This is a genomic window from Phaeobacter sp. JH20_08 (assembly GCF_048056635.1).
GTDB classification, from domain to species: domain Bacteria; phylum Pseudomonadota; class Alphaproteobacteria; order Rhodobacterales; family Rhodobacteraceae; genus Phaeobacter; species Phaeobacter bryozoorum.
Map to the genome: position 1 here is coordinate 89,069 of NZ_JAYMVV010000018.1, position 23,262 is coordinate 112,330.

The 23,262-nt window shown below is 60.9% G+C and carries 23 protein-coding genes and 1 tRNA gene; 15 read left to right on the forward strand and 9 right to left on the reverse strand.

The window, feature by feature from the left end; all coding sequences use genetic code 11:
* The first annotated feature begins 17 nt into the window (after positions 1-17).
* The 7 genes from VWY75_RS15985 to VWY75_RS16015 all read left to right on the forward strand — a co-directional run bounded on the left by VWY75_RS15985 (position 18) and on the right by VWY75_RS16015 (position 6,927).
* Positions 18-668, forward strand: a complete 651-nt coding sequence (locus VWY75_RS15985) for a TRAP transporter small permease subunit (protein WP_340545352.1) — start codon at positions 18-20, stop codon at positions 666-668.
* Between the two features lie 11 nt (positions 669-679).
* Positions 680-2,080 carry a TRAP transporter large permease gene (locus VWY75_RS15990; RefSeq protein WP_340545353.1) on the forward strand — a complete coding sequence of 467 codons (1,401 nt, stop codon included), beginning with the start codon at positions 680-682 and terminating at the stop codon, positions 2,078-2,080.
* Positions 2,081-2,266: 186 nt separating this feature from the next.
* Complete coding sequence (locus tag VWY75_RS15995; RefSeq protein WP_340545354.1) at positions 2,267-2,749, forward strand: hypothetical protein; 483 nt, start codon at positions 2,267-2,269, stop codon at positions 2,747-2,749.
* A 119-nt stretch (positions 2,750-2,868) separates the two neighbouring features.
* Entirely contained in the window at positions 2,869-3,237 is a 369-nt protein-coding gene (locus VWY75_RS16000) for a glycine zipper family protein (RefSeq protein WP_416538648.1), read from the forward strand.
* 194 nt (positions 3,238-3,431) lie between these two features.
* Positions 3,432-4,109, forward strand: coding sequence for a response regulator transcription factor (locus VWY75_RS16005; RefSeq protein WP_416536140.1), 678 nt, complete (start codon positions 3,432-3,434; stop codon positions 4,107-4,109).
* Positions 4,110-4,134: 25 nt separating this feature from the next.
* Positions 4,135-5,568, forward strand: a complete 1,434-nt coding sequence (locus tag VWY75_RS16010) for a sensor histidine kinase (RefSeq protein WP_416538649.1) — start codon at positions 4,135-4,137, stop codon at positions 5,566-5,568.
* A gap of 153 nt (positions 5,569-5,721) precedes the next feature.
* A complete protein-coding gene (locus VWY75_RS16015) occupies positions 5,722-6,927 on the forward strand; it encodes an MFS transporter (protein WP_416538650.1) in 1,206 nt (401 codons plus the stop codon).
* 56 nt (positions 6,928-6,983) lie between these two features.
* On the opposite strand, the gene VWY75_RS16020 is transcribed toward VWY75_RS16015, so the two are convergent.
* Positions 6,984-7,058 (reverse strand) — tRNA-Asn (locus tag VWY75_RS16020).
* A gap of 86 nt (positions 7,059-7,144) precedes the next feature.
* Positions 7,145-8,059 (reverse strand): MBL fold metallo-hydrolase, encoded by a 915-nt coding sequence (locus VWY75_RS16025; protein ID WP_416538651.1) that lies wholly within the window; start codon positions 8,057-8,059, stop codon positions 7,145-7,147.
* An 84-nt stretch (positions 8,060-8,143) separates the two neighbouring features.
* Between VWY75_RS16025 and VWY75_RS16030 the strand changes: the two genes are divergently transcribed.
* Positions 8,144-9,463 carry an ATP-binding protein gene (locus tag VWY75_RS16030; protein ID WP_340545360.1) on the forward strand — a complete coding sequence of 440 codons (1,320 nt, stop codon included), beginning with the start codon at positions 8,144-8,146 and terminating at the stop codon, positions 9,461-9,463.
* 22 nt (positions 9,464-9,485) lie between these two features.
* On the opposite strand, the gene VWY75_RS16035 is transcribed toward VWY75_RS16030, so the two are convergent.
* Both VWY75_RS16035 and VWY75_RS16040 read right to left on the reverse strand, forming a co-directional pair.
* The gene (locus VWY75_RS16035) at positions 9,486-10,592 is read right to left on the reverse strand and encodes a Gfo/Idh/MocA family protein (RefSeq protein WP_340545361.1); all 1,107 of its coding nucleotides are present in this window, start codon (positions 10,590-10,592) and stop codon (positions 9,486-9,488) included.
* An 8-nt stretch (positions 10,593-10,600) separates the two neighbouring features.
* Positions 10,601-11,311, reverse strand: coding sequence for a GntR family transcriptional regulator (locus VWY75_RS16040; protein ID WP_340545362.1), 711 nt, complete (start codon positions 11,309-11,311; stop codon positions 10,601-10,603).
* A gap of 101 nt (positions 11,312-11,412) precedes the next feature.
* Here VWY75_RS16040 and VWY75_RS16045 point away from each other — a divergent pair, with 101 nt between their 5' ends.
* The 6 genes from VWY75_RS16045 to dctP all read left to right on the forward strand — a co-directional run bounded on the left by VWY75_RS16045 (position 11,413) and on the right by dctP (position 17,211).
* A complete protein-coding gene (locus VWY75_RS16045; protein ID WP_416538652.1) occupies positions 11,413-12,567 on the forward strand; it encodes an LLM class flavin-dependent oxidoreductase in 1,155 nt (384 codons plus the stop codon).
* The gene (locus VWY75_RS16050) at positions 12,567-13,457 is read left to right on the forward strand and encodes an aldo/keto reductase (RefSeq protein ID WP_416538653.1); all 891 of its coding nucleotides are present in this window, start codon (positions 12,567-12,569) and stop codon (positions 13,455-13,457) included. Before VWY75_RS16045 ends, VWY75_RS16050 begins: the two co-directional genes overlap by 1 nt.
* Positions 13,457-13,978: a flavin reductase family protein gene (locus VWY75_RS16055; RefSeq protein WP_416539157.1), complete on the forward strand. Its 522-nt coding sequence runs from the start codon at positions 13,457-13,459 to the stop codon at positions 13,976-13,978. The genes VWY75_RS16050 and VWY75_RS16055 overlap by 1 nt, the downstream gene beginning before the upstream one ends.
* Positions 13,979-14,040: 62 nt before the next feature.
* Entirely contained in the window at positions 14,041-14,631 is a 591-nt protein-coding gene (locus VWY75_RS16060) for a TRAP transporter small permease (RefSeq protein ID WP_416538654.1), read from the forward strand.
* The gene (locus VWY75_RS16065; protein ID WP_416538655.1) at positions 14,631-16,106 is read left to right on the forward strand and encodes a TRAP transporter large permease; all 1,476 of its coding nucleotides are present in this window, start codon (positions 14,631-14,633) and stop codon (positions 16,104-16,106) included. The genes VWY75_RS16060 and VWY75_RS16065 overlap by 1 nt, the downstream gene beginning before the upstream one ends.
* A gap of 46 nt (positions 16,107-16,152) precedes the next feature.
* Entirely contained in the window at positions 16,153-17,211 is a 1,059-nt protein-coding gene (gene dctP, locus VWY75_RS16070; RefSeq protein WP_340545367.1) for a TRAP transporter substrate-binding protein DctP, read from the forward strand.
* Positions 17,212-17,270: 59 nt separating this feature from the next.
* Here dctP and VWY75_RS16075 read toward each other — a convergent pair whose 3' ends face one another.
* On the reverse strand, positions 17,271-17,744 hold the full coding sequence (locus tag VWY75_RS16075; RefSeq protein WP_340546311.1) for a tetratricopeptide repeat protein: 474 nt from the start codon (positions 17,742-17,744) through the stop codon (positions 17,271-17,273).
* A gap of 48 nt (positions 17,745-17,792) precedes the next feature.
* Between VWY75_RS16075 and VWY75_RS16080 the strand changes: the two genes are divergently transcribed.
* Positions 17,793-19,115, forward strand: coding sequence for a cytochrome-c peroxidase (locus tag VWY75_RS16080; RefSeq protein WP_416541684.1), 1,323 nt, complete (start codon positions 17,793-17,795; stop codon positions 19,113-19,115).
* 29 nt (positions 19,116-19,144) lie between these two features.
* On the opposite strand, the gene VWY75_RS16085 is transcribed toward VWY75_RS16080, so the two are convergent.
* The 4 genes from VWY75_RS16085 to VWY75_RS16100 are packed head-to-tail and all read right to left on the reverse strand — an operon-like array spanning position 19,145 to position 23,261.
* Positions 19,145-20,614 carry a mannitol dehydrogenase family protein gene (locus VWY75_RS16085; RefSeq protein ID WP_416536120.1) on the reverse strand — a complete coding sequence of 490 codons (1,470 nt, stop codon included), beginning with the start codon at positions 20,612-20,614 and terminating at the stop codon, positions 19,145-19,147.
* A gap of 29 nt (positions 20,615-20,643) precedes the next feature.
* Positions 20,644-21,417 carry an L-iditol 2-dehydrogenase gene (locus VWY75_RS16090; RefSeq protein WP_416538657.1) on the reverse strand — a complete coding sequence of 258 codons (774 nt, stop codon included), beginning with the start codon at positions 21,415-21,417 and terminating at the stop codon, positions 20,644-20,646.
* Entirely contained in the window at positions 21,414-22,418 is a 1,005-nt protein-coding gene (locus VWY75_RS16095; protein ID WP_416538658.1) for an ABC transporter ATP-binding protein, read from the reverse strand. The genes VWY75_RS16090 and VWY75_RS16095 overlap by 4 nt, the downstream gene beginning before the upstream one ends.
* Positions 22,419-22,430: 12 nt before the next feature.
* Positions 22,431-23,261, reverse strand: a complete 831-nt coding sequence (locus tag VWY75_RS16100) for a carbohydrate ABC transporter permease (protein ID WP_416538659.1) — start codon at positions 23,259-23,261, stop codon at positions 22,431-22,433.
* Between the last annotated feature and the right edge of the window lies 1 nt (position 23,262).

Below are 23,262 nucleotides of genomic sequence, written 5' to 3' on the forward strand. Positions count from 1 at the left end.
TATGACGGGGGCAGACGATGGCAGGCAGTGCGGCGGTGCTGGTAGATGACAGCCTGATCAGCAGTTTGGACAGGCGTCTGCTGCGGCTGGAACGCGGATTGGCCCTGGTCAGTGGTCTTGCGGTGTTTTCGCTGATGGTACTTGCGGTGGTCTCGGTTGGCGGGCGCAATGGTTTCAACGCGCCGCTACCTGGCTATGTGGACTGGATCGAACAGGTGATGCCGCTGATCGCCTTTATGGGCATTTCCTTTGTTCAGCGCGACGGCAGCCATATTCGCATGGATCTGGTGATCTCGTCGCTGCGGGGGCGTGCACTCTGGCTGTTTGAGCTGTTCTCGGTGTTATTGATCCTGGCCCTGATGTTGGCGCTGCTCTGGGGCAGCTGGTCGCATTTCCAGCGCTCCTTCGATTTTGCCGCCCCCCTGTGGAGCCGCGACAGCTCCATCGATATCGGTCTGCCGATCTGGCCGGCCAAGCTGCTGGCGCCGGTCGCATTTGGCGTGCTGTGCCTGCGCCTGTTGCTGCAGGTCTGGGGCTATGGCCGCGCGCTGGTTCTGGGGCTGGACAGCCCGGCTGCGGTTCCGCTGGTGCAGAGCGCCGCAGAGCAGGCAGCGGCCGAGGCTGAACATCTGGGCGGGGTGTCGACCACCGCCAGTGACCGCGACTAAAGGGGCAGACTATGGAACCTATCGAAATTGGCCTCTGGGTCAGCGGCTTTCTTCTGGTAACTGTGTTCTTGGGGATGCGGGTGGCCTTTGCCGCCGGTCTCGCTGGGCTGGTCGGCCTTGTCTGGATCTTCTGGGCCAAGTTTGGCTATGATCCGGCGCGGTTCACGAAGGCGCTGACCATCGCCGTGAAGACCGCAGGGCAGGTGCCCCATTCCAAGGTCTCAAGCCAGGCGCTGAGCCTCATTCCGACCTTCATCCTGATCGGCTATCTCGCTTATTACGCAGGCCTCACCAAAGCGCTGTTTGAGGCCGCAAAACGCTGGTTGGCCTGGGTGCCAGGCGGGCTGGCGGTGTCGACCGTCTTTGCCACGGCGGGCTTTGCCGCCGTCTCTGGCGCCTCTGTTGCGACATCCGCCGTCTTTGCCCGGATCGCCATCCCCGAGATGCTGGCAATCGGTTACGACAAACGCTTTGCCGCAGGTGTGGTGGCGGCCGGCGGCACGCTGGCCTCGCTGATCCCGCCCTCTGCGATCCTTGTAATCTACGCGATTATCGTCGAACAGGACGTGGGCAAGCTCCTGCTGGCAGGCTTTATCCCCGGTGCCTTCTCGGCACTGATTTACGGTTTGCTGATCATCGGCATGGCGATGACGATCAAGGGTTTTGGCCCTGCTGTCACCGGCTTTACCTGGCGCGAGCGCTTTGTCTCGCTGCCGCCTGCGCTGCCGATCCTGTTTGTAGTCGCGACGATCATTTTGTTTGTTTACAACCCCTTTGGGGGCGATGCCTGGGGGACCCCGACAGAGGGTGGCGCAATCGGGGCCTTCGTGGTGTTTTTGATGGCGCTGTATCGCGGGATGCGATGGGCGGAGTTCAAGGACGCGCTGCTGGAAACCGCAAAACTGTCGGTGATGATCTTTACCATCATCTGGGGCGTCCTGATCTACGTCCGCTTCCTTGGCTTTGCCGAACTGCCGGCGGCGTTTTCCGACTGGATCACCTCGCTCACCCTGTCGCCGATGCTGATCCTGATCTGCATCCTGCTGGCCTATGCGGTGCTCGGCATGTTCATGGACGCCATCGGTATGCTGCTGCTCACGCTTCCGGTGGTCTATCCGGCGGTGATGGCGCTCAACGGTGGTGAATACGTTTCAGCGGCGGAAAGCACATTTGGCATGTCCGGGCCGATGTGTGCAATCTGGTTTGGTATTCTGGTGGTGAAAATGGCCGAGTTCTGCCTGATCACACCCCCGATCGGTCTCAACTGCTTTGTCGTTGCGGGTGTGCGGGACGATCTGACGGTGCAGGATGTGTTCAAGGGCGTGACGCCGTTCTTCATTGCCGATGGTATTACCATCGCTTTGCTGGTTGCTTTCCCCTCTATCGTGCTCTGGCTGCCAAGCCTCGCCTAAGGTTCTGCCAGATATAAAGAATACAGCTTCGGGCCACGACAGATCCTCTGCCGTGGCCCAAAAAATCCCAAGCTTACAGAATTGTAAGCTCCGCGCAGAGACCCTGTAAGACTGGACCTGCATATTCGTCTCATCAGCCAGACACGGCGTCCACCGCCCTGGCGCAATAGATGAGAGGAATGGAAGATGATCACCAAGACAACGACACGTATCGTGATGACCGCAACCCTGATTGCAGGTGGCTTTGCCGCACAGAGTCTGCGCGCGCAGCAGGCGCCAGAGGTGGCCCCGGTCGAGGTGGCAGAGGCCGAGCTGACCTATGCGGATATGCTCGCCGTGCCTGTCACCTTTGATCAGGTCATGCGCACAGCATTGGAAAACGCCGAAGGCCGACTGGTGGAAATCAGCCTTGATGACCTTCACGACACGCCTGTGTTTGTTGCGGTTGTCGCCAGTCCGACCAGCCTGACAGAGATCGTGGTGTCAGCCACCGATGGCTCGATCCTGAACACCGCGACCCAAACCGCGGCCTCACCCGAAATGATGCAGCAGCTGTTGGACGATGAGTTCGAGGACGGGCTGGACTTCGCAAGCCTGATTGATGAACTCGAAGATGATGAGTGCGATTGCGACGATGACGACGATGAGGATGACGATCACAAAGGCTGATTACCTCGTCCGGATCTGATGACGGGCCGGAGCGTGGGCTCCGGCCTTATCGAAGTATTCCCTAGACCATCCTTGCCGCCGCGAGAAAGACAGATCAGGCGGCTGGCCGGAGACCATTCATGAAAAAGCTATATGTTGGCTGCCTCGCGGCAGTCGCCCTTGGAGCCTGTGGCGACAGCTATGAAGAACCGCTCCTGTTAGATGGGCCGCAGCAAGTCGGGTTTCACTCCGATTTGGGCGCCTGCCGTGCGTTGGCCGAACAACACGTAGACAAAACGTTGAAATCCAGCGCTGTTCAAGGTGCGGTGATCGGTGGCATCATCGGAGCGGTAGACAGTGAGGATGGAGACCGCGCCGATGACGCATGGATCGGAGCTGCACTCGGCGGTGGTATCGGGGCGCTTGACGGGCAGAATGAACGCGACAAACAGCGCCGCACCATTCTTATCCGCTGCATGCAGGGGCGCGGGCATCGTGTGCTGGCGTGATGCCCTGTCCAGCTCCCGTCGCCGACTTGCCGGTCGACAGATACGGTCGATCGTCCGGTGCGCCGGGTTCAACCTTGGGGAGCTTAATTGTGATCCGTTGAACTCCGGTCATCCGAAACGAGCTTGCACCCAATTGCAGCGCCAGGGGGCCGGCTTGGTCACTTGGGCGCGATGCTGAAACCGGCGGAGTCCTGATGCGAATTCTCCTGCTCGAAGATGATCCTGAAATTGGCACCTGGACGGTCAAGGGCCTCATGGCAGCGGGCCATGTGGTCGACTGGATCGAGAATGGTCGCGAGGCGCTGCTGGCTGCAACAACCCGCGATTATGATGTCCTGATCTTTGACAGGATGACGCCGGATCTTGACGGGCTTTCGGCGCTGAAAACCCTGCGCTCTGCACGGATTGCCACCCCCTTGATCCTGCTCACCGCGCTCGGCGCGGTTGAGGACCGTGTCGAGGGGCTGGAAGCCGGTGCCGACGACTATCTCAGCAAACCCTTCGCCATGTCTGAGCTGCTGGCCCGTATCACCGCCCTGGGCCGTCGCGGACGGGCTGAGGCCGCAGAAATGACGACCCGGCTCTCTCATCGCGGGCTTGAGCTGGATCTCTTGAGCCAGACCTGTACCTGCAATGGCCAGACCGTCTTGCTGAACCCCAAGGAGTTTCGCCTGCTGGAGGTTCTGATGCGTTCCAAGGGGCGGATCCAGACCCGCGCCATGCTGCTTGAACGGGTCTGGGACATTAATTTCGATCCCGCCACCAGCGTTGTCGAAACCCATATGAGCCGCTTGAGGAACAAGATTGAAAAACCCTTCGGGACGGAGTTCATCAAAACCGTGCGCGGGTCCGGGTATATGTTCCTTGATTAGATCCTTCATAAAGAGCCTGTTGCGGATGAGCGCCCTGCGTCAGGCGATTGCCCTGTCGCTGGCGTTTCTGGTTCTGCTGACCATTGGCGGGCTGCTGCTTGACGATGTCATCACCGAAGAGTTCCGCGCCGAGACGGAAGCGGCGCTGCGGGAGGAATATCAGCGCATCAGCGATCGGCTCACACGCACCGGTCGCTTCCCCGATCAGATCGTGACTGCCGAAGTGTTTTCCGACAGCGGTGTCGGCTATGCCGTTCTGCGCGCAGATGGCAAGGTTCTCGGCCCCGTGCTGCGGGGAGCTTTTGACAGGCCGGGGTTTGATATCCTGGAGGGCGAACAGCTGTTTCAACCTGAGGCACTGGAAACTCTGGACCGGATCTTTGAGCTGATCGAGGATGAAGATGAAGAGGACGATATATCCTCTGACCAGCCGGGGCGGAACCCTGGTACCGCTCGCCAGCTGGGCTTCGATGTGGAGTTTGACAGCGACGCCGATCTCGGCTGGCGCATCTATAGCGGTGCGGTGCTGGATGGCCGCCTTCTGGTCTATGCGCCCGGTGTCAGTGCCTTTGGCGCGGATCTTACCGGCGTCATCCTTATCTTCGTCATCATCCTGTCGCTGCCTGCGCTGGTCATCGGATTGATCTTCGGGATCCGGGCACAGCGACGTCTGAACCGGATCGGCGCGGGGTTTGACCGTATTGCCGATGGCAATCTTGATCTTCGGCTGGCGCCCCGGGTGATCCGCGATGATATTGATGAACTGGCCGCGCGGATTGACGGTGCCACCGAACGTTTGCAGGCCTCGATGCGGCAGATGTCTGATTTTTCCGCCAATATTGCGCATGATCTGCGCACGCCACTGACACGTCTGCGGCTGCATCTCGATCAGGCGGAAGACGCCGAGGATCAGGCCGCCCATAGAGAGGCCGCGATTGCGCAGATGGATGATATCATTGCCATCTTTGGCGCCATCCAGCGGATTGCGCGGATGCAGAGCCAGCGGCGGCGGGACGGTTTTGCACCCGTCGAACTGGCGGCAGTCGTGGAGCAGGTGCATGAAATATACGAGGCGGTGGCGCAGGACGCCGGGCAAGAGCTGTCCTGCCGTGTCAGCGATGCCGTCACTATCAATGCGGACCGCAGCCTGATCATGCAGCTTCTGGCAAATCTGATCGAGAACGCAATTCGCCACGCCGGCGAGGGGGCCAGCATTGCAATCGACTTGAGCGGTCGCAGGCTGTCAGTCACCGACACTGGCCCGGGAATACCCGAGGCTGAACGCAGCCGCGTGCTGGATCCGCTCTACCGGCTCGATCGCAGCCGCAACACCGCCGGGGCAGGGCTTGGGCTGGCCATGGTAAAAGCGATTGCAGACCTGCACGAAGCGGAGCTGGCGTTGATGTCGGGACCAGATCAGCGCGGACTGCGGGTCGAGGTGAGATTTCCCGAAGGCTGACGTCGCCCGCCTGCCGTCGAGGATGCCATTTTGTACCGCTGCGCCAAAAAGCCGCGAAGCTGCGGAAATAGGGTTACCCATTGCGCGCGCGCCTCAGCTACTAAGTGCTGTGCCGCGTGTTGGCGCTGTTTCAGATCAAAAAAGACAAGCACCATGAAGTTGACCGGCCCCTTTCTGTTCATTCTTGCGACATTGATGATTGATGCGATTGGCATTGGCATCGTGTTTCCGATCATGCCCGATCTGATGCTGAGAGTGGGGGCCGAAAGTACCGCCGAAGGCGCGTTGTGGAGCGGCATCATGATGTCGGCCTATGCCGCCGCCATGTTTCTGTTCGGCCCGATTGTCGGCAGCCTCTCCGATGCCTATGGGCGTCGGCCGATCCTGATCCTCGCGCTTGTCACCCTGACGATCGACTATGTTATCATGGCGCTGGCCCAGACCTATTGGATGCTGCTGGTTGGTCGGGTCATCGCCGGGATGGCGGGGGCGACTTATATCACGGCGACCGCCTATATATCGGATATCGCCAAACCGGCAGAGCGCGGCGCTGCCTTTGGGATGATCGGTGCCGCCTTTGGTATCGGCTTTGTACTGGGGCCTGCAATTGGCGGCATGGCGTCGGGGCTGCACATCAGCGCGCCCTTCTGGATCGCTGCGGGCCTTTCGGCGGTCAACGTGCTGTTCGGGCTGATCATTCTGCCGGAATCCCTGAAGCCGGAGAACCGTCGCCCGTTTGGCCGCCGTGATATCAACCCCTTCGCGACCCTCCTCCGCGCCTTTGCCATCCCCGGTCTGGCGATCCCCTTGATCTGTATCTTTGTCTTTGAGTTTGCCAATCTGGTCTACCCGACACTCTGGTCCTTCTGGGGCCGCGAGGTGTTTGGCTGGGACGGGTTCACCATCGGGCTGACCCTTTCAGCCTATGGTGTTCTGATCGCAGTGGTACAGGCGGGCATCCTGCCGCAGTTCACCAAACGTCTTGGGGATTTCAGAACACTGATCATCGCGATGGTGGCGGCGGTGATTTCCATGATCGGGTTTGGCGTTGCCAGTGCCATCTGGGTCGTCATTGTGTTTTTGCCGATCGCCGCTCTGTCAGATATGGCTCCGCCGCTGATCACCGCATTTGCCGCCAACCGGGTTGGCGAGGATCAGCAGGGTGTGGTTCAGGGCGTCATAGCTTCGCTGTCGTCGGTTGCTGCTGTCGCGGCTCCGCTGGTGCTTACCGGGGTGTTTGAACGGTTTGTCGGCGAGACCGGCTGGTATCTGCCCGGTGCCCCGTTTCTGGTCGCCGCTGTCCTTGTGGTGGCGATGGTGCCGCTGGTACTGCGTCTCAGGGCTCATGACACCGGCTGACGGCCTTCACAAAAGAAAAGGGCTTGGAGATGTAATCTCCAAGCCCTTGAAATCTTTGGCTCCGGCGGTAGGGATCGAACCTACGACCAATTGATTAACAGTCAACTGCTCTACCGCTGAGCTACGCCGGAACGGTTTGTGCCGTATAGCGGTCGGATCTGATGAGGTCCAGAGTCGTTTTGCGATTTTTTGAAAAAATCTGCGGTGATCCGGTTGTCTATGGGAGCTGAGCGAACAGCGCGCCGAATGACAGAGGGTCTGCGCATGTGACGCGGGATTGCCCTGCAAGATCAACGAGGTGGGCAAAAACATTGCGCTCGGCGGCGATGCGCAGCGCGGCCGGGGTTTCGGTGTAGATGCGCGCGGTTAGCTCTGCCACGGTGGCCGGTCCTTTCGCAAGCTCCGCCATGATCGCAGCCTCACGCCCTTTGCGGTGGGTGATCAGCCAGGCGAGCCGGGCCGCAGGGTCGCAAACCGGTGCGCCGTGCCCGGGGTAGAAGACGCGCCAGTTGCGCGCGGCCAATCGCTGGCAGGAAGCCATGAAATCTGTCAGATCGCCATCGGGAGGCGACACCAGCGAACTGGCCCAGCCCATCACGTGATCGGCGGTAAAACAGGTGTCTTTCCAGGCAAAAGCGATATGATTGCCAAGATGTCCGGGCGTGTGGATCACTTCCAGCTGCCAGTCCGGGCCGGCCACGATATCACCGTCGCGCAGCCTGATGTCTGGCGTGAAATCCACATCGATGCCCTCACCCCCACCGGCGAGGCCGGCGGCGGCCAGCTCCGTCATCACAGCGCTTCGCCCTGTTGTTGCATCGCCGAAGGCGTAGACCGGCGCGCCGGTGGCCTTGGCAAGCGGCCGGGCGAGGGGGGAATGGTCCAGATGGCTGTGGCTGACCAGAATGTGGCTGATGCGCTGATCCGGTTCCACGGCGTCAAGGATCGCCCGCAGATGGGCGTCACTCATTGGGCCGGGGTCGATGATGGCAATATCGCTGTGGCCCAGCAGATAGGTATTGGTGCCGCGATATGTCATCGCAGAGGGGTTCGGTGCGAGGATACGGCGCAGACCCGGTTCGACATTCTCCGCGATGCCTGCGGGGGGATTGAAATCGTCGGGTGCCTGCATCTGCTCTGATCCTTGGTGATAAACGGGGCGCGGAAGATGCGCGTTTTGCTTTTCAGCGGCGGGGTCGCGCGGTAGGTGTAGCGCATGTTCTTTCAATGGCTCAAACACTATATGCCGCGCAGCCTTTACGGGCGGGCGGCGCTTATCCTGCTGGTGCCGATCGTAACGCTGCAACTGGTGATTTCGGTTGTGTTCATCAAGCGTGACCTCGAGGATCTGACGGTCCAGATGACGCTCACAATGCTGCGCGAGCTGCGCCTGCTGGAGCAGGTGATGGCACCGGCTGGCAGTCGCGAGGAGGCCCTGCAACTGGCCGATCCGCTGCTGCGACCGCTCCAGATGCAGCTGCGCTTTCTCGAGCCGGAGGAGCCGGTACCGCTGGATCAGATGGGGCTACTGGAGTTTTCGGGCCGGGTGGTGCGGGACACCTTGCAGGCGACGGCGCCACGGTTCATCTCTGCCCAGTTCCCCAACACGCGCCGGGTGCAGTTGGTGCTGGATAGCGAACACGGGCCACTGGCGCTGGTGTTTGACAGGCGGCGACTGACGGCAGCGGCGCCGCATCAGCTGATTGTCACCATGATCGTCTTTGGTTTCCTGATGACGGTCATCGCATTCGTCTACATGCGTAACCAGCTGCGCCCGATCAAGCAGCTCGCGGAAGCGGCACAGGCCTTTGGGCGGGGACGAACAGAGCCTTATTCGCCGCGTGGGGCCAATGAGGTGCGCGCCGCCGGCAGCGCCTTTCTGGACATGCGAGCGCGGATCGAACGTCAGATGGAGCAGCGCACGCTGATGCTCTCCGGTGTCAGCCACGATCTGCGCACGCCGCTGACGCGCATGAAGCTGGGCCTGTCGATGCTGGATGACGAAGAGGCCGAGCCGCTGCGTCAGGATGTCGACGAGATGCAGGCGCTTCTGGATGCCTTTCTCGACTTCTCGCGCGGTGTTTCCACCAGCGAGCCGGAAGAAGTGGATCCGCATGTGATGATCACGCTGCTGGTCGATGGCTGGCGGCGGCAGGGCAAGGATGTGATGCTCGGCGAGATGAGCGGCGAAGGCAAGGTGATGCTGCGCGGCGCAGCGATGCGTCGGGCCGTGCAGAATCTGATCTCAAACGCAGTGCGTTATGGCACCCGCGCACGGGTGTCCGTTGCCATGACCGAGAAATTCCTGCGCATAAGGGTCGAGGATGACGGTCCTGGCATTGCAGAGGCGGACCGGACCGAGGCGACCCGGCCCTTTACCCGGCTTGATCCTGCCCGCAATCAGGATCTTGGCAGCGGGGTTGGTCTGGGGCTGGCGATTGTCACCGATATTGCGCGCGCGCATGGTGGGACGCTCCGGCTGGGCATCAGCGCCGAGCTGGGTGGGCTACAGGCCGATATCGTGATCGGCTTGTAATATCCCCGTCACCGGGGCGCGCTCAGATCAGCTCTGAGATCTCTACGCTGCGCCGCTCGGCAATGGAGATCTGCGCCGCCATCCCCATGAGCACTGCCATCCGCCCATCATGAAGGGTCACCTCAGGTGTTGCGCGTTCGCCGCGGACCAGTTCGAGGAACTTCTGGTGCTGATAAAAGGTGGATCCGTTGTGATCACCCGCCTCAAGAAGTTCGGGATCAACAGGAATCTCTTGTGTTACAGGGCCTCTGGGGGAGCGTGGCGAGGTCACCAGCTTCGGCAGCGGCGGCGCGCCCAGATGGGTGGGCCAGAACCGCCCCGGTCCGGGCACAAAGGCTTCGATCTTGCCTGTGGGGCCGACGGCGGCGACCTCTTCCTGATATTCAGCGCCTTCGGCAAACATGCACAGGTCCAGCATGGCGCGCGCGCCGCAGCGGAAGTCGACGATCACGTAGCCATTGTCGAGGATGTCAGGCACACCATCGCTGTAGCGTTCATCGAGATGGTTCACATCCTGACCGCCGCTGGCCATAACCCGTAGCGGTTCAGAACCGAGCGTCAGCCGCATCAGATCGAAGAAGTGACAGCATTTCTCAACAAAGGTGCCTCCGGATTTGGCGTCAAACCGGTTCCAGTCATCGACTTTTGCAAGAAATGGAAACCGATGCTCACGGATGCTCAGCATCTTGATGCCGCCGGTCGCTGTCTGGGCCTGCTTCAGGAAAGCCGCAATGGGGGGCATATAGCGATATTCCATCGCCACCCAAACGGGGGCCGGATAATCTGCTGCAAAACCGTCCAGTCGTGCCAGATCGGCAAGACTGGTGAACAGCGGTTTTTCGACCAGCACCGGTAACGGGCGCAGGCGGGACAGGGTCTCCAGCTGCTCCAGATGGCGGAAATTGGGACTGGCGATCAACAGGCAGTCAAGCTCAGCTACAGCCAGCAGGGCCTCGATACTGTCCACGAACGCTGCATCAGGGGCGAGTGTGGCGGCAGTCTCGCGCATGGCCGCATTGGGTTCATAGATCGCACCGACCCGCGTGTTGTCCAGCAGGGCGATATTGCGCAGATGTTCCTGGCCCATCATGCCGCAGCCGATGATTCCATAGGTGGTGGGGTGTGACATGTTTCCTCCTACGTCAGGCGCTGCACATAAAGCGCCCTGTCCGGGTCAAACCAAGTGCGTGAGAACTCCACGGCGGCCTCATCCTGTGCCCAGCTTAGCCGTTCGATATACCCAACCGTCGCGCCCGGGGGCTTGCCAAACCGTGTCGGCGCCCAGTCGGGCACCCGACCAAGCGATACCCGATCCTCGGCTCGGCTGATCCAGAAGCCCAGATGCAGCCGATAATATCTATAGAGGGAATCGGACAGCTGTCCGGCATCGACCTGTCCCGCGCCACCATCCAGCCAGATCTCTTCAACGGCAATCACCACATCATCGAGATACCGCAACCGCCTGATCCGGGTGCCACTGCCTGACCTGCCAAATTCGGGCAGTGTTTCGGGCTTGGCGAGCGCGGTCACCGACAGAACATCTGCCGTGGGCAAGCCACCACCGCCGGGCAGCTCCAGCCGAAACATCGAATAGACGCTTTGCACTGACTGGGTGGTGCGGATGTAGTTTCCCGATCCCTGAATCCGTTCGAGCATCCCCTGTTTTTCTAGCTCCGACAGGGATTTGCGCAGGGTTCTTACGGTGGTTCCATACTGCTGCGCCAGCTGACGCTCGGGCGGCAGTCGCTCCCCGTCGGCCAACCTCCCAGCCGCGATCTCACGGGTCAGGGACTCGCTGATCTGAAGGTAAAGCGGCAGCGCGCTGGCAGTGGAGCGGGCGGTGGGCATGGGGCCAATCGTCACCATGTGAGAAAAATTGATACACCATTGATCTACATCAAGGCGCAGGCTATGCAAGAGTTAAGTTGCCAACTGCGAGGGAGAGACCGATGAGCGTTGTTCCGGTAACATCCGCGGATCTTGATGCGGTCGAAGTGTCCTGGTTTGCGGCGCTCTGCTCGGACGATTACCAGTTTCTTGGTGTACCGGATGGTGACCTACGGTCCTCTTGGGCGCATTGCTCTGACATCGTGAAAGAGGCAGAGGCGCAGGGGTTTCGCAATATCCTCTGCCCGTCGTCCTATCAGGTGGGTCAGGATACGCTCAGCTTTGTGGCGGGCTGTGCGCCGATCACTGACAGGATCAACATGCTGGCAGCGGTGCGCTGCGGCGAGATGCAGCCGATCATGCTGGCGCGTACCCTGGCCACCTTGGATCACATGCTGAAGGGGCGGCTGACGGTCAATATTATCTCCTCCGATTTTCCGGGGGAGACCGCCGACAGCGGCTTTCGCTATCAGCGCTCGCGCGAAGTGGTCGAGATCCTGAAACAGGCCTGGACCCGGGATGAGATCAACCACAAGGGCGAGGTTTACCAATTCGAAGGGCTGACCACCGATCCGGCGAAACCCTATCAGACCGGCGGGCCGCTGCTGTACTTTGGGGGCTATTCCCCGGCGGCGCTGGAGCTCTGCGGTGAACATTGCGACGTCTATCTGATGTGGCCGGAAAAGATGGAAGATCTGGCCGGTCGGATGCAGGCGGTTCATAGCGTCGCGGAAACTTATGGGCGTACGCTTGATTATGGTCTGCGGGTGCATGTGATTGTCCGCGACACCAAGGCAGAAGCCTATGAATACGCCGATCACCTAGTATCGAAACTGGATGATGCGCAGGGCAAGGCCATTCGGGAGCGGGCGCTGGATGCCACCTCGCTGGGCGTAGCGCATCAGGCCAAGAACCGCGATATTGCTGATGAATTTGGGTTTATCGAACCGAACCTCTGGACAGGGATAGGGCGGGCACGCTCTGGTTGCGGGGCGGCGCTGGTCGGATCCACCGATCAGGTCATGTCAAAGCTGGAAGCCTACCAGAAGATGGGCATCCGTGCCTTTGTGCTGTCGGGCTACCCGCATCTGGAGGAAGCGCGGCATTTCGGGGCGCGGGTGATGCCACATCTGAAAACCTGCTCACTGCCGCATGAATATGGCCGGGTGCCGCAATCGACCCCGGCGACACCCCTAGGGAACGGAGAACGTCGTTGATGGAACGGATCAAGATCGCAGAAGGGCTGGAGTTCAGCCGTCTGGTCTATGGCATGTGGCGTCTTGGCGATGACAGCGATACCTCGACCGCCCATGTCGAGGCCAAGATCGAGGCCTGTCTGGCGCAGGGGATCACCACCTTTGATCAGGCCGATATCTATGGCGGCTATACAGCCGAAGGGATCCTGGGGCGGGCGCTGAAGGCGAATCCAGGCCTGCGTGAGCAGATGGAGATCGTCACCAAATGCGATATCGTGGCTCCGGTCGGGCGCTATGCGGACGCGACGGTCAAACATTACGATACCTCCGCCGCCCATATCACCCGTTCGGTTGAGACGTCGCTGAGGGAAATGGGCATCGACCATATCGACCTCTTGCTGATCCATCGGCCGGATCCACTGATGGATCATGTCGAGACAGGGGCTGCGCTGGACGCGCTGGTCGCCGCAGGCAAATTGCGCGCCGTCGGCGTGTCGAACTTCCGTCCCTGGGATTGGGAGCTGCTGCAATCGGCGATGAAGACGCCGCTGGCCACCAATCAGATCGAACTCTCTTTGTCCGAGATCAGCCCCTTCACCAACGGCGATCTGGCCTTTCATCAGCGGCAGGGGCATCCGCTGATGGCGTGGTCACCGCTTGGCGGTGGGGGTCTGATGACCGGGAGCGGCCAATTGGCCGATCGGCTGGATGTGATCGCTGCCGCGCAAGGCGTTGACCGCGCCGCCGTCGCCATAGCCTTCCTGCTGCGGCACCCGGCTCAGATCCTGCCGGTGCTGGGCACCAATAATCTGGAGCGGATCAAACAGGCCTCTGACGCGCTGAAGGTCGAGCTGGACCGCCCGACCTGGTTCACCCTGTACGAGGCGGCATTGGGCCGGGAGGTCGCATGATGTCGGCACATGCAGGGCAGGGCAAACACAGCTTTGTTCCGGCACCGGACAACACGCGGCTGCTGCGTGACGCCTTTGGCCGGTTCGCAACTGGGGTCACCATCGTGACCGCAGCCTCCGATCAGGGGGTTGTGGCGATCACCGCCAACAGTTTTTCCTCGGTCTCGCTGACGCCGCCGCTGGTGCTGTGGTCGCCCGACCGCAACTCGCGCCGCTTTCCACATTTCGAGAGAGCCCGCCACTACGCCATCCACGTTCTGGCGGCGGATCAGGATGATCTGTGTTGGCAGGTCGCAAAAGATGCTTTTGGGCTGAACCATTTGCAGCTGGAGCGCAACGAAAACGGGGTGCCGCTCTTGGAAAACTGTCTTGCGCGGTTTGAATGCACCCGTTCAGCCATCCATGACGGGGGAGACCACGCCATCGTTCTGGGTCACGTTGACCGCGCCACCATGCGCGAAGAAGGGGACGCATTGACATTCTACAAGGGCCAGATGGGCCAGATCGCCGTGTCACGCTAGCGACCGGCTGCCTGCACCAAGGGAGGTTGGTGCGGGCACATTGGGGGGAGGAGAGAGACGCGATGACGGCAGTTCTGTCGGTCCTGAACATACTGCGCCCGCTCAACACCGGCCTGCTTGCGCTCGGCCGATGGGTGGGCGTTTTTGCCATTGGCCTGATGGTTCTGGCGATCCTGATTCAGGTCTTCTTTCGCTATGTGCTGGGCAGTGCCTTGCCCTGGCCGGATGAGGCCGCGCGGTTCTGCATGTTGTGGATGACCGGCCTGATGGCGCCGACCGCACTGCGCAACGGTGGTTTTGTGGCCATTGATGTTATCGACTCCCTGCTGCATGGGCGGCTGTTCCACCTGCTGCAGCTGCTGCTATTGGCGATTGGCCTGACCGTGCTGATCGTTGGTATTCAGATCGGATATAGGGAGGTCACCGGTCTTGGCGGGCGGTTTGCCACTGCCTCGCTCTATGTTCCGACCTCTCTCGGGTTTGACAGCTGGCACCGGGTGCCCCGCAGCTGGATGATGCTGTCGCTTGTGGTGGGCCTGGGCCTGCTGATCCTGGTCAATATCGAGCTGATCCTGGAACGCATCGTGCGACTGTTCGGTCAGGGTGATCGCCTGCCGGACCGTCCGGGCATGACCATCGGAGGGGCCGAGTGATGCTGATCTGGTTCCTGCCGCTGTTCCTGTTTCTTCTGCTGATCGGTCTGCCGGTCTTTTTCTGTCTTCTGGCAGCCCCGGGTGCCCTGCTGTGGCTGAATGGCCAAGAACGCGATCTCACCCTGTTGTATCGCAATCTCTATAACGGGATGGACAGCTTTCCGCTGATGGCGATCCCGTTTTTCATGCTTGCAGGGGAGTTGATGAACCGAGGCGGTATCACCGTGCGGCTGGTCGAATTCTCGCAGGCGCTGATGGGTCATCTGCGCGGCGGTCTGGCGCAGGTGAACATCCTGTCGTCGATCCTGTTTGCCGGCCTCTCGGGCTCTGCCGTGGCCGATACCTCTGCCCTTGGGTCCATGTTGATCCCGGCGATGGAGCGCGAAGGCTACAGTCGCAAATTCGCTGCGGCCGTCACTGCCGCCAGTTCGGTGATCGGGCCAATCATTCCGCCATCGGGCATCATGATCATCTATGCTTATGTCATGGGCGAAAGCGTTGCCGCGCTGTTCCTCGCAGGCATCGTTCCGGGTGTTCTGGTCGGCGTCGGCCTGATGATCATGGTCCGCGCCATGGCCGACCGGTATGAGCTGCCGGCCGCACGGCGGGTGGTGTTCGACAGCGTTGAGATCGGCGCGATGGAGCGCTGGTTCTCTTTTGGGCTGGTGCGGCTCAACCTTGGCCTGTTGCTGGCACAGTTTGTCCCGCTGGGCGAGGGGGCCGGAGCGCAGATCAAATGGCTGGTGTTCCTTGGCGCGGTTCTGTTTGCCCATGGGCTGATGCTAGGGCTGCGCCGGATGGTCAGCCCGGCGTTTCGCACCATTTGCAAACGAGCGGTGGTGCCGTTGCAGACGCCTGTCCTGATCCTTGGTGGTATTCTTGCCGGCGTCTTCACCCCGACCGAGGCAGCTGCCGTGGCGGTGGCCTATGCGCTGCTGATCAGCTTTCTGGTGCTGGGGGCGATGCGGCTGGCGGACCTGCCGCAGGTGTTCACGAGGGCGGGGATCACCTCCGCCGTGGTGCTGCTGCTGGTGGGCGCCGCGATGTCGTTCAAGACTGTCGTTAGCCTCAGTCACGCGCCGGAACAGCTGGCGGATTTCATCCTCACCCTCTCGGAAAATCCGCTGATCCTGCTGTTCCTGATCAATCTCTTGCTGTTTGTCGTGGGCATGTTCCTGGATGCGGGCCCTGCGATCATCATCCTTGGCCCGATCCTCGGACCGGTGTTCACCGATCTTGGCGTCGACTCGGTCCATTTTGCCATCATCATGTGTGTGAACCTGACGGTTGGTCTGGCGACACCGCCGATGGGGCTGGTGCTGTTTGTGGCAGCCGCCGTTTCGCAAGAGCGGGTGACAACAATTGCCCGGGCGATCCTGCCCTTTCTTGCGATTGAAATTGCGGTGATCTTTCTGATCACCTTTGTGCCGGCCATTTCGCTGACCATTCCGCGGTTGACCGGATTTCTGAACTAAGGACTACCCGATACCCAGAATAAGAGAGCAACAGGAGGAGACACGAATGCTCAGCAAAATGGTGAAGACACTGGCCCTGTCGGCCCTGATGGCAGGCACCGCGCTGTCGGCCTACGCCGCAGACTACAAGATCCGCGCGACCGCCAATTCCAACGAGAATGACGAGGATTACGACGGTCTGGTCGTGTTCAAGAACTACGTCGAAGCGGCCTCCAATGGCGCAATCGAGGTTGAATTGTTCATCGGCACCCAGCTTTGCTCCAACGGGGCAGAATGCCTGCAAGGCGTCGCGGATGGTTCAATCGACATCTATATTTCCACCTCCGGCGGCGCGTCGGGGTTGTTCCCTTACGTCCAGGTGCTGGATCTGCCCTATCTGATGGCGGATGACCGGATTGCCGAACATGTGCTGTCGGGCGATTTCACCCGCACCATGCGCCGGATGGCACTGGAGGATTCCGGCGATGCGATCCGCCTGATGACCATTGGCAACACCGGCGGCTGGCGTAACTTCGCCAATACCAAACGCCGGGTCGCGGAACCTGCCGACATGGAAGGTCTGAAAATCCGAACGGTCGTCGCCGACCTGCCGCAGGAGCTGGTGAAGGCGCTCGGGGCCTCTCCGACACCGATTCCCTGGCCGGAGCTGTTTACCTCGTTCCAGACCGGCGTGGTCGAAGGCTCCAAGAACGGCATCACCGATATCATGGGCATGAAATTCCCCGACGCTGGCCTGCAATATGTGACGCTGGACGGACACGCCTATATGGGGGCGCTGTGGTGGATGTCGAACCAAACCTTCACCAGTATGCCGGAAGACATGCGGCAGGTCGTGGTCGATGGCTTCTACGCGCTGCAACAGGCCACATTTGCCTCGCCCAAGCGCAAGTCGATCCAGGCCTATGAGGATTTTGTTGCCGGTGGCGGCGATCTCTATGTTCCGACGCCGGAACAGAAGGCGGCGTTCAAATCCGCAGCCGAGCCGGTCTATGACTGGTTCAAATCCAACGTGACGCGCGGCGATGAGATCTTTACCGCGCTGACCGATGCAGTCGCCAAGGCCGAAGCCGACGTCAACGCGGCCCGTGCCGCCGATCTGAACTGATCAGTAGGCTGCAACACCAACCGGCGGTGCGGGATCTAGCCGCGCCGCTGCCCCGTTGGCTAGCGAAACGGATACATCCAGACCTTATAGTCCGCGACCAGAACATGCGCTTTCTCGATCTCCGCAGGGGTCATTTTCTTGACCACCTCTTCAAGGCTGATCGCCGCATCGGGATCACCGCCAATGGCCGACAGCGTGTACCACATATAGGCGCGTACCAAGTCGGGGGCGGGCAGCCCACGGCCGATTTCATAGTACCAACCGATACCCGATTGCGCGCCGGGGTGCCCTTTCATGGCGCTGCGCAGATACCATTCAAAGGCCCGCTGGTCGTCACGGTCAACACCCAGCCCCATGGCATACATCACCCCGATCAGCTCTTCAGCGTCTGCGTTGCCGGAGCGCGCCGCTGGCCAGAGCGCCTCGCGCGCAGCCGCAAATTCGCCGGCCTCCATCAGGTCGCGCGCCTGCTCGATTTCGGCCCGGGCGGGCAGCGGGACCAGCAGCGTCAGGCTGCTCGTGGACAGCGCCATCGCGGCCAGAACCGGTTTCCATCTCTTGCGCATGTGCTCTCCTGTGTTGTGCTGGCGTTTGGCCTTTTTGCGGGGTCGGCGGCTGCGACTGATCCGCGGTTTCCGCCGCCGCTGGGGGCAAGCGATTTTCTACCCGTAGACCCCGCAAAGGCCGAGTTGGGTCGGCTGCTATTTTACGACAAGATCCTGTCCGGGAACAGAAATATCAGCTGCGGAACCTGCCATCATCCGCGCCATGGCACCTCTGACGGGCTATCCTTAGGCCTTGGAGAAGGCGGCGAGGGGCTGGGCCGGGCGCGGGTTTCCACCAGGAGCAGCAACCGGGTGCAAAAACGCATCCCCCGCAATGCGCCCGCGCTCTGGAACCTCGGGGCAAAATCCATCCGGGTTCTGATGCACGACGGGCGGATCAGCGCGGATCCGGTCTATGGCAATGGCGTCAACACCCCAGCAGAGGAATGGCTGCCTGACGGGCTGCAATCCCTGCTGGCGGCGCAGGCGCTGTTTCCGATGACGTCCAGCGTGGAAATGGCCGGGAATGTCGGCGAGAATGAAATCATCGGTGCCAGCCGCGACCGGATTGATCTGGCCTGGCCGATCATTGCCAAACGCGTCCGCGGCCTGCCGACATATGCGGCGGGGTTTGTCGCCGCCTTTGATCACATCATGGCGCCTGAGGATGTGCAGATAACCGATATCGCGGAGGCTCTGGCCCAGTTCATGGTGCAGGATTTCACCTCGTTCGACAGCCCGTTTGATGCCTATCTGGCCGGGGATGCGACGGCGCTGACCGCGCAGCAAAAAGCCGGTGCCGATCTGTTTTTTGGCAGCGCCGGATGCAGCGGCTGCCATGCTGGGCCGCTGTTGTCGGATCAGAACTTCTACGCCCTTAGTCTGCCGGCCTTTGGCCCCGGTCGCGCGCGCCGCTTTGACCCCTACGCCCGGGACGTCGGTCGAATGGGAGAAAGCGATGATCTGTCAGATGCCTACCGCTTTCGCACGCCGATGCTGCGCAATGTGGAGCTGACCGCGCCTTATGGCCATAATGGCGCTTTTCCGACGCTTGACCGGATGATCCGGCATCACCTCGATCCAGTCGCAAGCCGTACGGCGTGGACGCCTGACGATCTGCAATTGCCAGATGTGCCCTGGCTGGCCGCCACGGATTTTGTGGTACAGCAGGACCGGTTCGAGATGGCGCGACAGGCGCGCGCGCGGGATATCTATCTACGCCGGGACCTCAGCGATCAGGACATCGCAGCGCTGATCGCTTTCCTCACAGCACTCACCGGGGCAGAGGCCCGCGCCGAAACGTCATCAGTACCCGCATCCGTTCCAAGCGGCCTGCCCGTTGATGGGACCAATCGCTGACCGGTCCAGCATTCCGCAATAGGACATGTTCATGCCGGGCCGAGATAGGTGCGAAGTGCCGAACGACAGCCCTGCGCCGTTATGACCTGCATCCAGTGGGAAAACCGCTGAACGAAAGGCACCTCAACCGACAGATCTGCGTAGATGGCGCTCTGCTGTAGCCAGGCTTCCGGGGCGTGCTGTGCCCGTTCGGCGTGGGTATTACGGACCTCCCAGTCCGGATCGTTTGGCGGGATGAGACTGCCATCTTCGCGAATGCCGGTACACATCCGCGCCCATAGCGCCTCGACAAGACACAAGCCATCAATCGCTCCGGCCTGCTGCACCGCATCTCGCAGGATGGGCAGCACAAAACCGGGATGGCGAGACGAGCCATCATAGGCCACCCGCCGCGTCGTGTCGCGGATCTCCGGGTTGGAAAACCGCGCCTCAATCAGGCTGAGGTAATCGCTCGGCGCCATGTCCGGGACGGCCGCGACATAGGGCAGGATTTCCTCCTGCTGGACCTTGCGAAAGAAGGCCGCCACCAAAGGGTCACCCATACAATCGGCGATGGTCGGGATCGACAATAGCTCGCCGACATTCGCCAGCACCTGATGCCCTGCGTTCAGCACGCGGATCTTCATGCTTTCATAACCGTGCACGTCATCAGTCATAATCGCACCAACTTGATCCCAATCGGGGCGGCCTGCGCAGAAATCATCCTCGATCACCCATTGGCGATAATTCTCATGGGTCACCGGGGCGCTGTCCTCAAGCCCGTATCCGCGCGCCAGTGCCACCTCTGCCGGGCCGGTGGCCGGAACGATGCAATCGACCATGGAGTTCGGAAAGGCCGCGTTCTGATCAATCCATGCCGCAAGCTCGGGATCGGTTTGTCGTGCCAGGGTGACAACGGCGGTGCGGGTGATCTGACCATTGCCCTGCAGATTGTCGCAGCTCTGCACGGTAAAGGCAGGCAGGCTGCGGCTTCTGCGCCGCCTCAGCGCTTCGACGATGGCGCCGAACACGCTGCGAGGATGGCCCGGATGGGCGATGTCGTGACGGATATCCTCGTGTTTGAGGTCAAGCCCACCCTGCTGCGGGTCCAGATAATAGCCGCCTTCTGTCACCGTAAGCGATACGATCCTGATCGCGGGGCTCGCCATCGTCGTGATCAGGCTTGTGTTGCCCGCCTCCACGGGGAGAAAGTCGATCATCGGGCCGATCACTTCGGCCGAGCGCCCGGTGGGGTCGAGTTCGATCAAAGTTGTCAGGCAGTCCTGCGCAAGCAGCCGGTCGCGCATTCTGGCGTCGGCGGCGCGCACACCTGCTCCGATAATGCCCCAGTCCATCGCAAGACCGCGCTGCATCAGCGCGTGGAGATACCAGGCCTGATGTGCCCGGTGAAAATTCCCAAGCCCGATATGGACGATGCCGGGCGTGATCTGTGCCCGGTCGTAGCCGGGGCGCGCGATTGTTTGCGGCAATTGTGTCAGGGTGTCATTCGATAGTTTCATGGCCGCTGCCTCCCGCTTGTGTTCCCGCATCAGCTCATCCATTGACCGCCGTCGACATTGTAGGTCTGGGCGACGATATAATTGGCTTCGTCGCTGGCAAGAAAGACTGCCATTCCGGTCAGATCCGTTGCGGTGCCCATGCGGCCATAGGGAACGGACTGCGCCACTTCGGCCTTTTTCTGGCCGGGTGCCTTGTCTTCGTATCTGGCGAAGAAAGCATCGACACCGTCCCAATGCTCGCCCTCGACCACGCCGGGTGCGATGGCGTTCACATTGATGCCATGCGAAATCAGGTTCAGTCCCGCAGATTGGGTGAGGCTGATCACTGCGGCCTTGGTTGCGCAGTAGACCGACACCAGCGGTTCTCCCCGGCGGCCGGCCTGGCTGGCCATGTTGATGATCTTGCCGCCATTGCCCTGCGCGATCATCTGCCGCGCGGCGGCCTGCATCATGAACAACGTGCCGGAGACATTGATATCAAAGGTGCGCTGATAGGCCTCCCGCGTGACCTCGACCAGCGGCGCTGCGGTGAACACGGCGGCATTGTTGATCAGGATATCCAGGCCTCCCAGCGCCTCCACCGTGCGGGCAAGCGCATGGTCAATGCTGGTCTGATCGGTGACATCAAGGTCGATGGCAATGGCGGCGTCGCCGAGACGCGCGGCGGTAGCCTCGGCGCGCGCATGATCGATATCGGCGATGACCACCCGTGCACCTTCGCGCAGATATGCTTCGGCAAAGGCTGCGCCGATGCCACGCGCGGCCCCGGTGATCAGGGCGCGTTTTCCAAGCAGCCGCATCATCCGATCCGCAGCCCGTCAGAGCCGAACCGATGCAGATGCGCCATATCGGGCGTCAGAAAAACGCGCGCTCCATAGCGAAGATCGAGTTCGCCCCCGGCACGAGCAGTGAGCGGATCGTCAAAGGCCTCACATTGAACATGAAAAAACGTATCGGAGCCCAGATGCTCGGAAACGCCGATGGTTCCCTCCCACGATCCTTTGGTCTCGGAAATCGCGATGTGCTCGGGTCGAATGCCGATCGTTGCGGCATCCTGCGCCGCTGCCGCCGGTCCGGTCAGCAGGTTCATTCTGGGCGAGCCGATGAAGCCTGCCACAAATACATTGCGCGGTGCGCGATAGAGCTCCAGCGGGCTGCCAACCTGTTCGATGACCCCGGCATTCAGGACCACGATCTTGTCGGCCATGGTCATCGCCTCAACCTGATCATGGGTCACATAGACCATGGTTGTGGCAAGGCGCTTATGCAGTTCGGAGATTTCAAGACGCATCCCGACGCGCAGGGCGGCATCCAGATTGGACAGCGGTTCATCAAACAGAAAGGCTGCGGGCTCACGCACGATGGCGCGACCGATGGCGACCCGCTGGCGCTGACCGCCGGACAGCTGCCCCGGACGGCGATCCAGATAATTGGTGAGGTTCAGCGCCGCCGCGGCATTTTCAATGCGTCGCTTCTGCTCATCCGCCGGGATGCCCGCCATCTTCATCGGAAAGGCGATGTTCTTGCGCACTGTCATATGCGGGTAGAGCGCATAGGACTGAAATACCATCGCCAGCCCGCGTTTGGCCGGGGGAATGTCGGTGGCATCCTGCCCGTCGATGCGGATGGTGCCGGTGGTAATATCCTCAAGCCCTGCAATCAGCCGCAGCAGCGTGGACTTGCCGCAACCGGAGGGGCCGACAAAGACGGTGAATTCGCCATCTTCAATGGTCAGGTCCAGCGGCGGGATAACCTCAACGGAGCCAAAGCGCTTGGTCACGCGTTCAAGTTTGATCTGTCCCATGGGGTATCTTCCTTATTTCACGGCGCCGAAGGTCAGGCCGCTGACAAGTTGTTTCTGGCTGAACCAGCCAAGGATGAGGATCGGCGCGATGGCCATGGTCGAGGCGGCTGACAGTTTCGCGTAGAACAGGCCTTCCGGGCTGGAATAGCTGGCGATAAAGGCGGTCAGGGGGGCAGCCTGCGCCGCCGTCAGGTTCAGCGTCCAGAAGGCTTCGTTCCAGGCCAGGATAATATTCAGCAGCAGCGTGGACGCGATGCCGGGAATGGCCATGGGCGTTAGCACATAGAGGATCTCCTCCTTCAGGGTGGCGCCATCCATGCGCGCCGCCTCAAGGATCTCGCCGGGGATTTCCTTGAAGTAGGTGTAAAGCATCCAGACGATGATCGGCAGGTTGATCAGCATCAGCACCACAACCAGGCCAAAGCGGTTGTCCAGAAGACCCATTTTGATGAACAGGATATAGATCGGGTACAGCACGCCGACCGCTGGCAGCATCTTGGTCGAGAGCATCCACAGCAGGATATCCTTGGTCCGTTTCGAGGGTACGAAGGCCATCGACCAGGCGGCGGGAACGGCGATGACTATACCCAATATGGTGGAGCCGCCGGCAATGATCACCGAGTTCCACAGAAAGCGCATATAGTCGGAGCGCTCCTGGACGATGCTGTAGTTCTCAAGCGTCCAGTCAAAGAACAGGAAGACGGGTGGATCGCTGATGGCCTGTGCCTCGGTCTTGAAGCTGGTCAGAATGGTCCAGAGGATTGGAAAGAAGATCAGCAACCCAACTGCCCAGGCCAGCGCAGTATTGATGGCTTTGCGTCTAGAAGTAACGGCTCGTGCCATG

Coding starts and splice junctions, on each gene's coding strand:
- VWY75_RS16010 (WP_416538649.1), top strand. CDS start 4,135: ATGAGCGCCCTGCGTCAGGCGATTGCCCTGTCGCTGGCGTTTCTGGTT.
- VWY75_RS16025 (WP_416538651.1), bottom strand. CDS start 8,059: ATGCAGGCACCCGACGATTTCAATCCCCCCGCAGGCATCGCGGAGAAT.
- VWY75_RS16040 (WP_340545362.1), bottom strand. CDS start 11,311: ATGCCCACCGCCCGCTCCACTGCCAGCGCGCTGCCGCTTTACCTTCAG.
- VWY75_RS16100 (WP_416538659.1), bottom strand. CDS start 23,261: ATGGCACGAGCCGTTACTTCTAGACGCAAAGCCATCAATACTGCGCTG.
- VWY75_RS16030 (WP_340545360.1), top strand. CDS start 8,144: ATGTTCTTTCAATGGCTCAAACACTATATGCCGCGCAGCCTTTACGGG.
- VWY75_RS16015 (WP_416538650.1), top strand. CDS start 5,722: ATGAAGTTGACCGGCCCCTTTCTGTTCATTCTTGCGACATTGATGATT.
- dctP (WP_340545367.1), top strand. CDS start 16,153: ATGCTCAGCAAAATGGTGAAGACACTGGCCCTGTCGGCCCTGATGGCA.
- VWY75_RS16090 (WP_416538657.1), bottom strand. CDS start 21,417: ATGATGCGGCTGCTTGGAAAACGCGCCCTGATCACCGGGGCCGCGCGT.
- VWY75_RS15990 (WP_340545353.1), top strand. CDS start 680: ATGGAACCTATCGAAATTGGCCTCTGGGTCAGCGGCTTTCTTCTGGTA.
- VWY75_RS16075 (WP_340546311.1), bottom strand. CDS start 17,744: ATGGCGCTGTCCACGAGCAGCCTGACGCTGCTGGTCCCGCTGCCCGCC.
- VWY75_RS16085 (WP_416536120.1), bottom strand. CDS start 20,614: ATGAAACTATCGAATGACACCCTGACACAATTGCCGCAAACAATCGCG.
- VWY75_RS16095 (WP_416538658.1), bottom strand. CDS start 22,418: ATGGGACAGATCAAACTTGAACGCGTGACCAAGCGCTTTGGCTCCGTT.
- VWY75_RS16060 (WP_416538654.1), top strand. CDS start 14,041: ATGACGGCAGTTCTGTCGGTCCTGAACATACTGCGCCCGCTCAACACC.
- VWY75_RS16000 (WP_416538648.1), top strand. CDS start 2,869: ATGAAAAAGCTATATGTTGGCTGCCTCGCGGCAGTCGCCCTTGGAGCC.
- VWY75_RS16045 (WP_416538652.1), top strand. CDS start 11,413: ATGAGCGTTGTTCCGGTAACATCCGCGGATCTTGATGCGGTCGAAGTG.
- VWY75_RS15995 (WP_340545354.1), top strand. CDS start 2,267: ATGATCACCAAGACAACGACACGTATCGTGATGACCGCAACCCTGATT.
- VWY75_RS16065 (WP_416538655.1), top strand. CDS start 14,631: ATGCTGATCTGGTTCCTGCCGCTGTTCCTGTTTCTTCTGCTGATCGGT.
- VWY75_RS15985 (WP_340545352.1), top strand. CDS start 18: ATGGCAGGCAGTGCGGCGGTGCTGGTAGATGACAGCCTGATCAGCAGT.
- VWY75_RS16005 (WP_416536140.1), top strand. CDS start 3,432: ATGCGAATTCTCCTGCTCGAAGATGATCCTGAAATTGGCACCTGGACG.
- VWY75_RS16035 (WP_340545361.1), bottom strand. CDS start 10,592: ATGTCACACCCCACCACCTATGGAATCATCGGCTGCGGCATGATGGGC.
- VWY75_RS16050 (WP_416538653.1), top strand. CDS start 12,567: ATGGAACGGATCAAGATCGCAGAAGGGCTGGAGTTCAGCCGTCTGGTC.
- VWY75_RS16055 (WP_416539157.1), top strand. CDS start 13,457: ATGTCGGCACATGCAGGGCAGGGCAAACACAGCTTTGTTCCGGCACCG.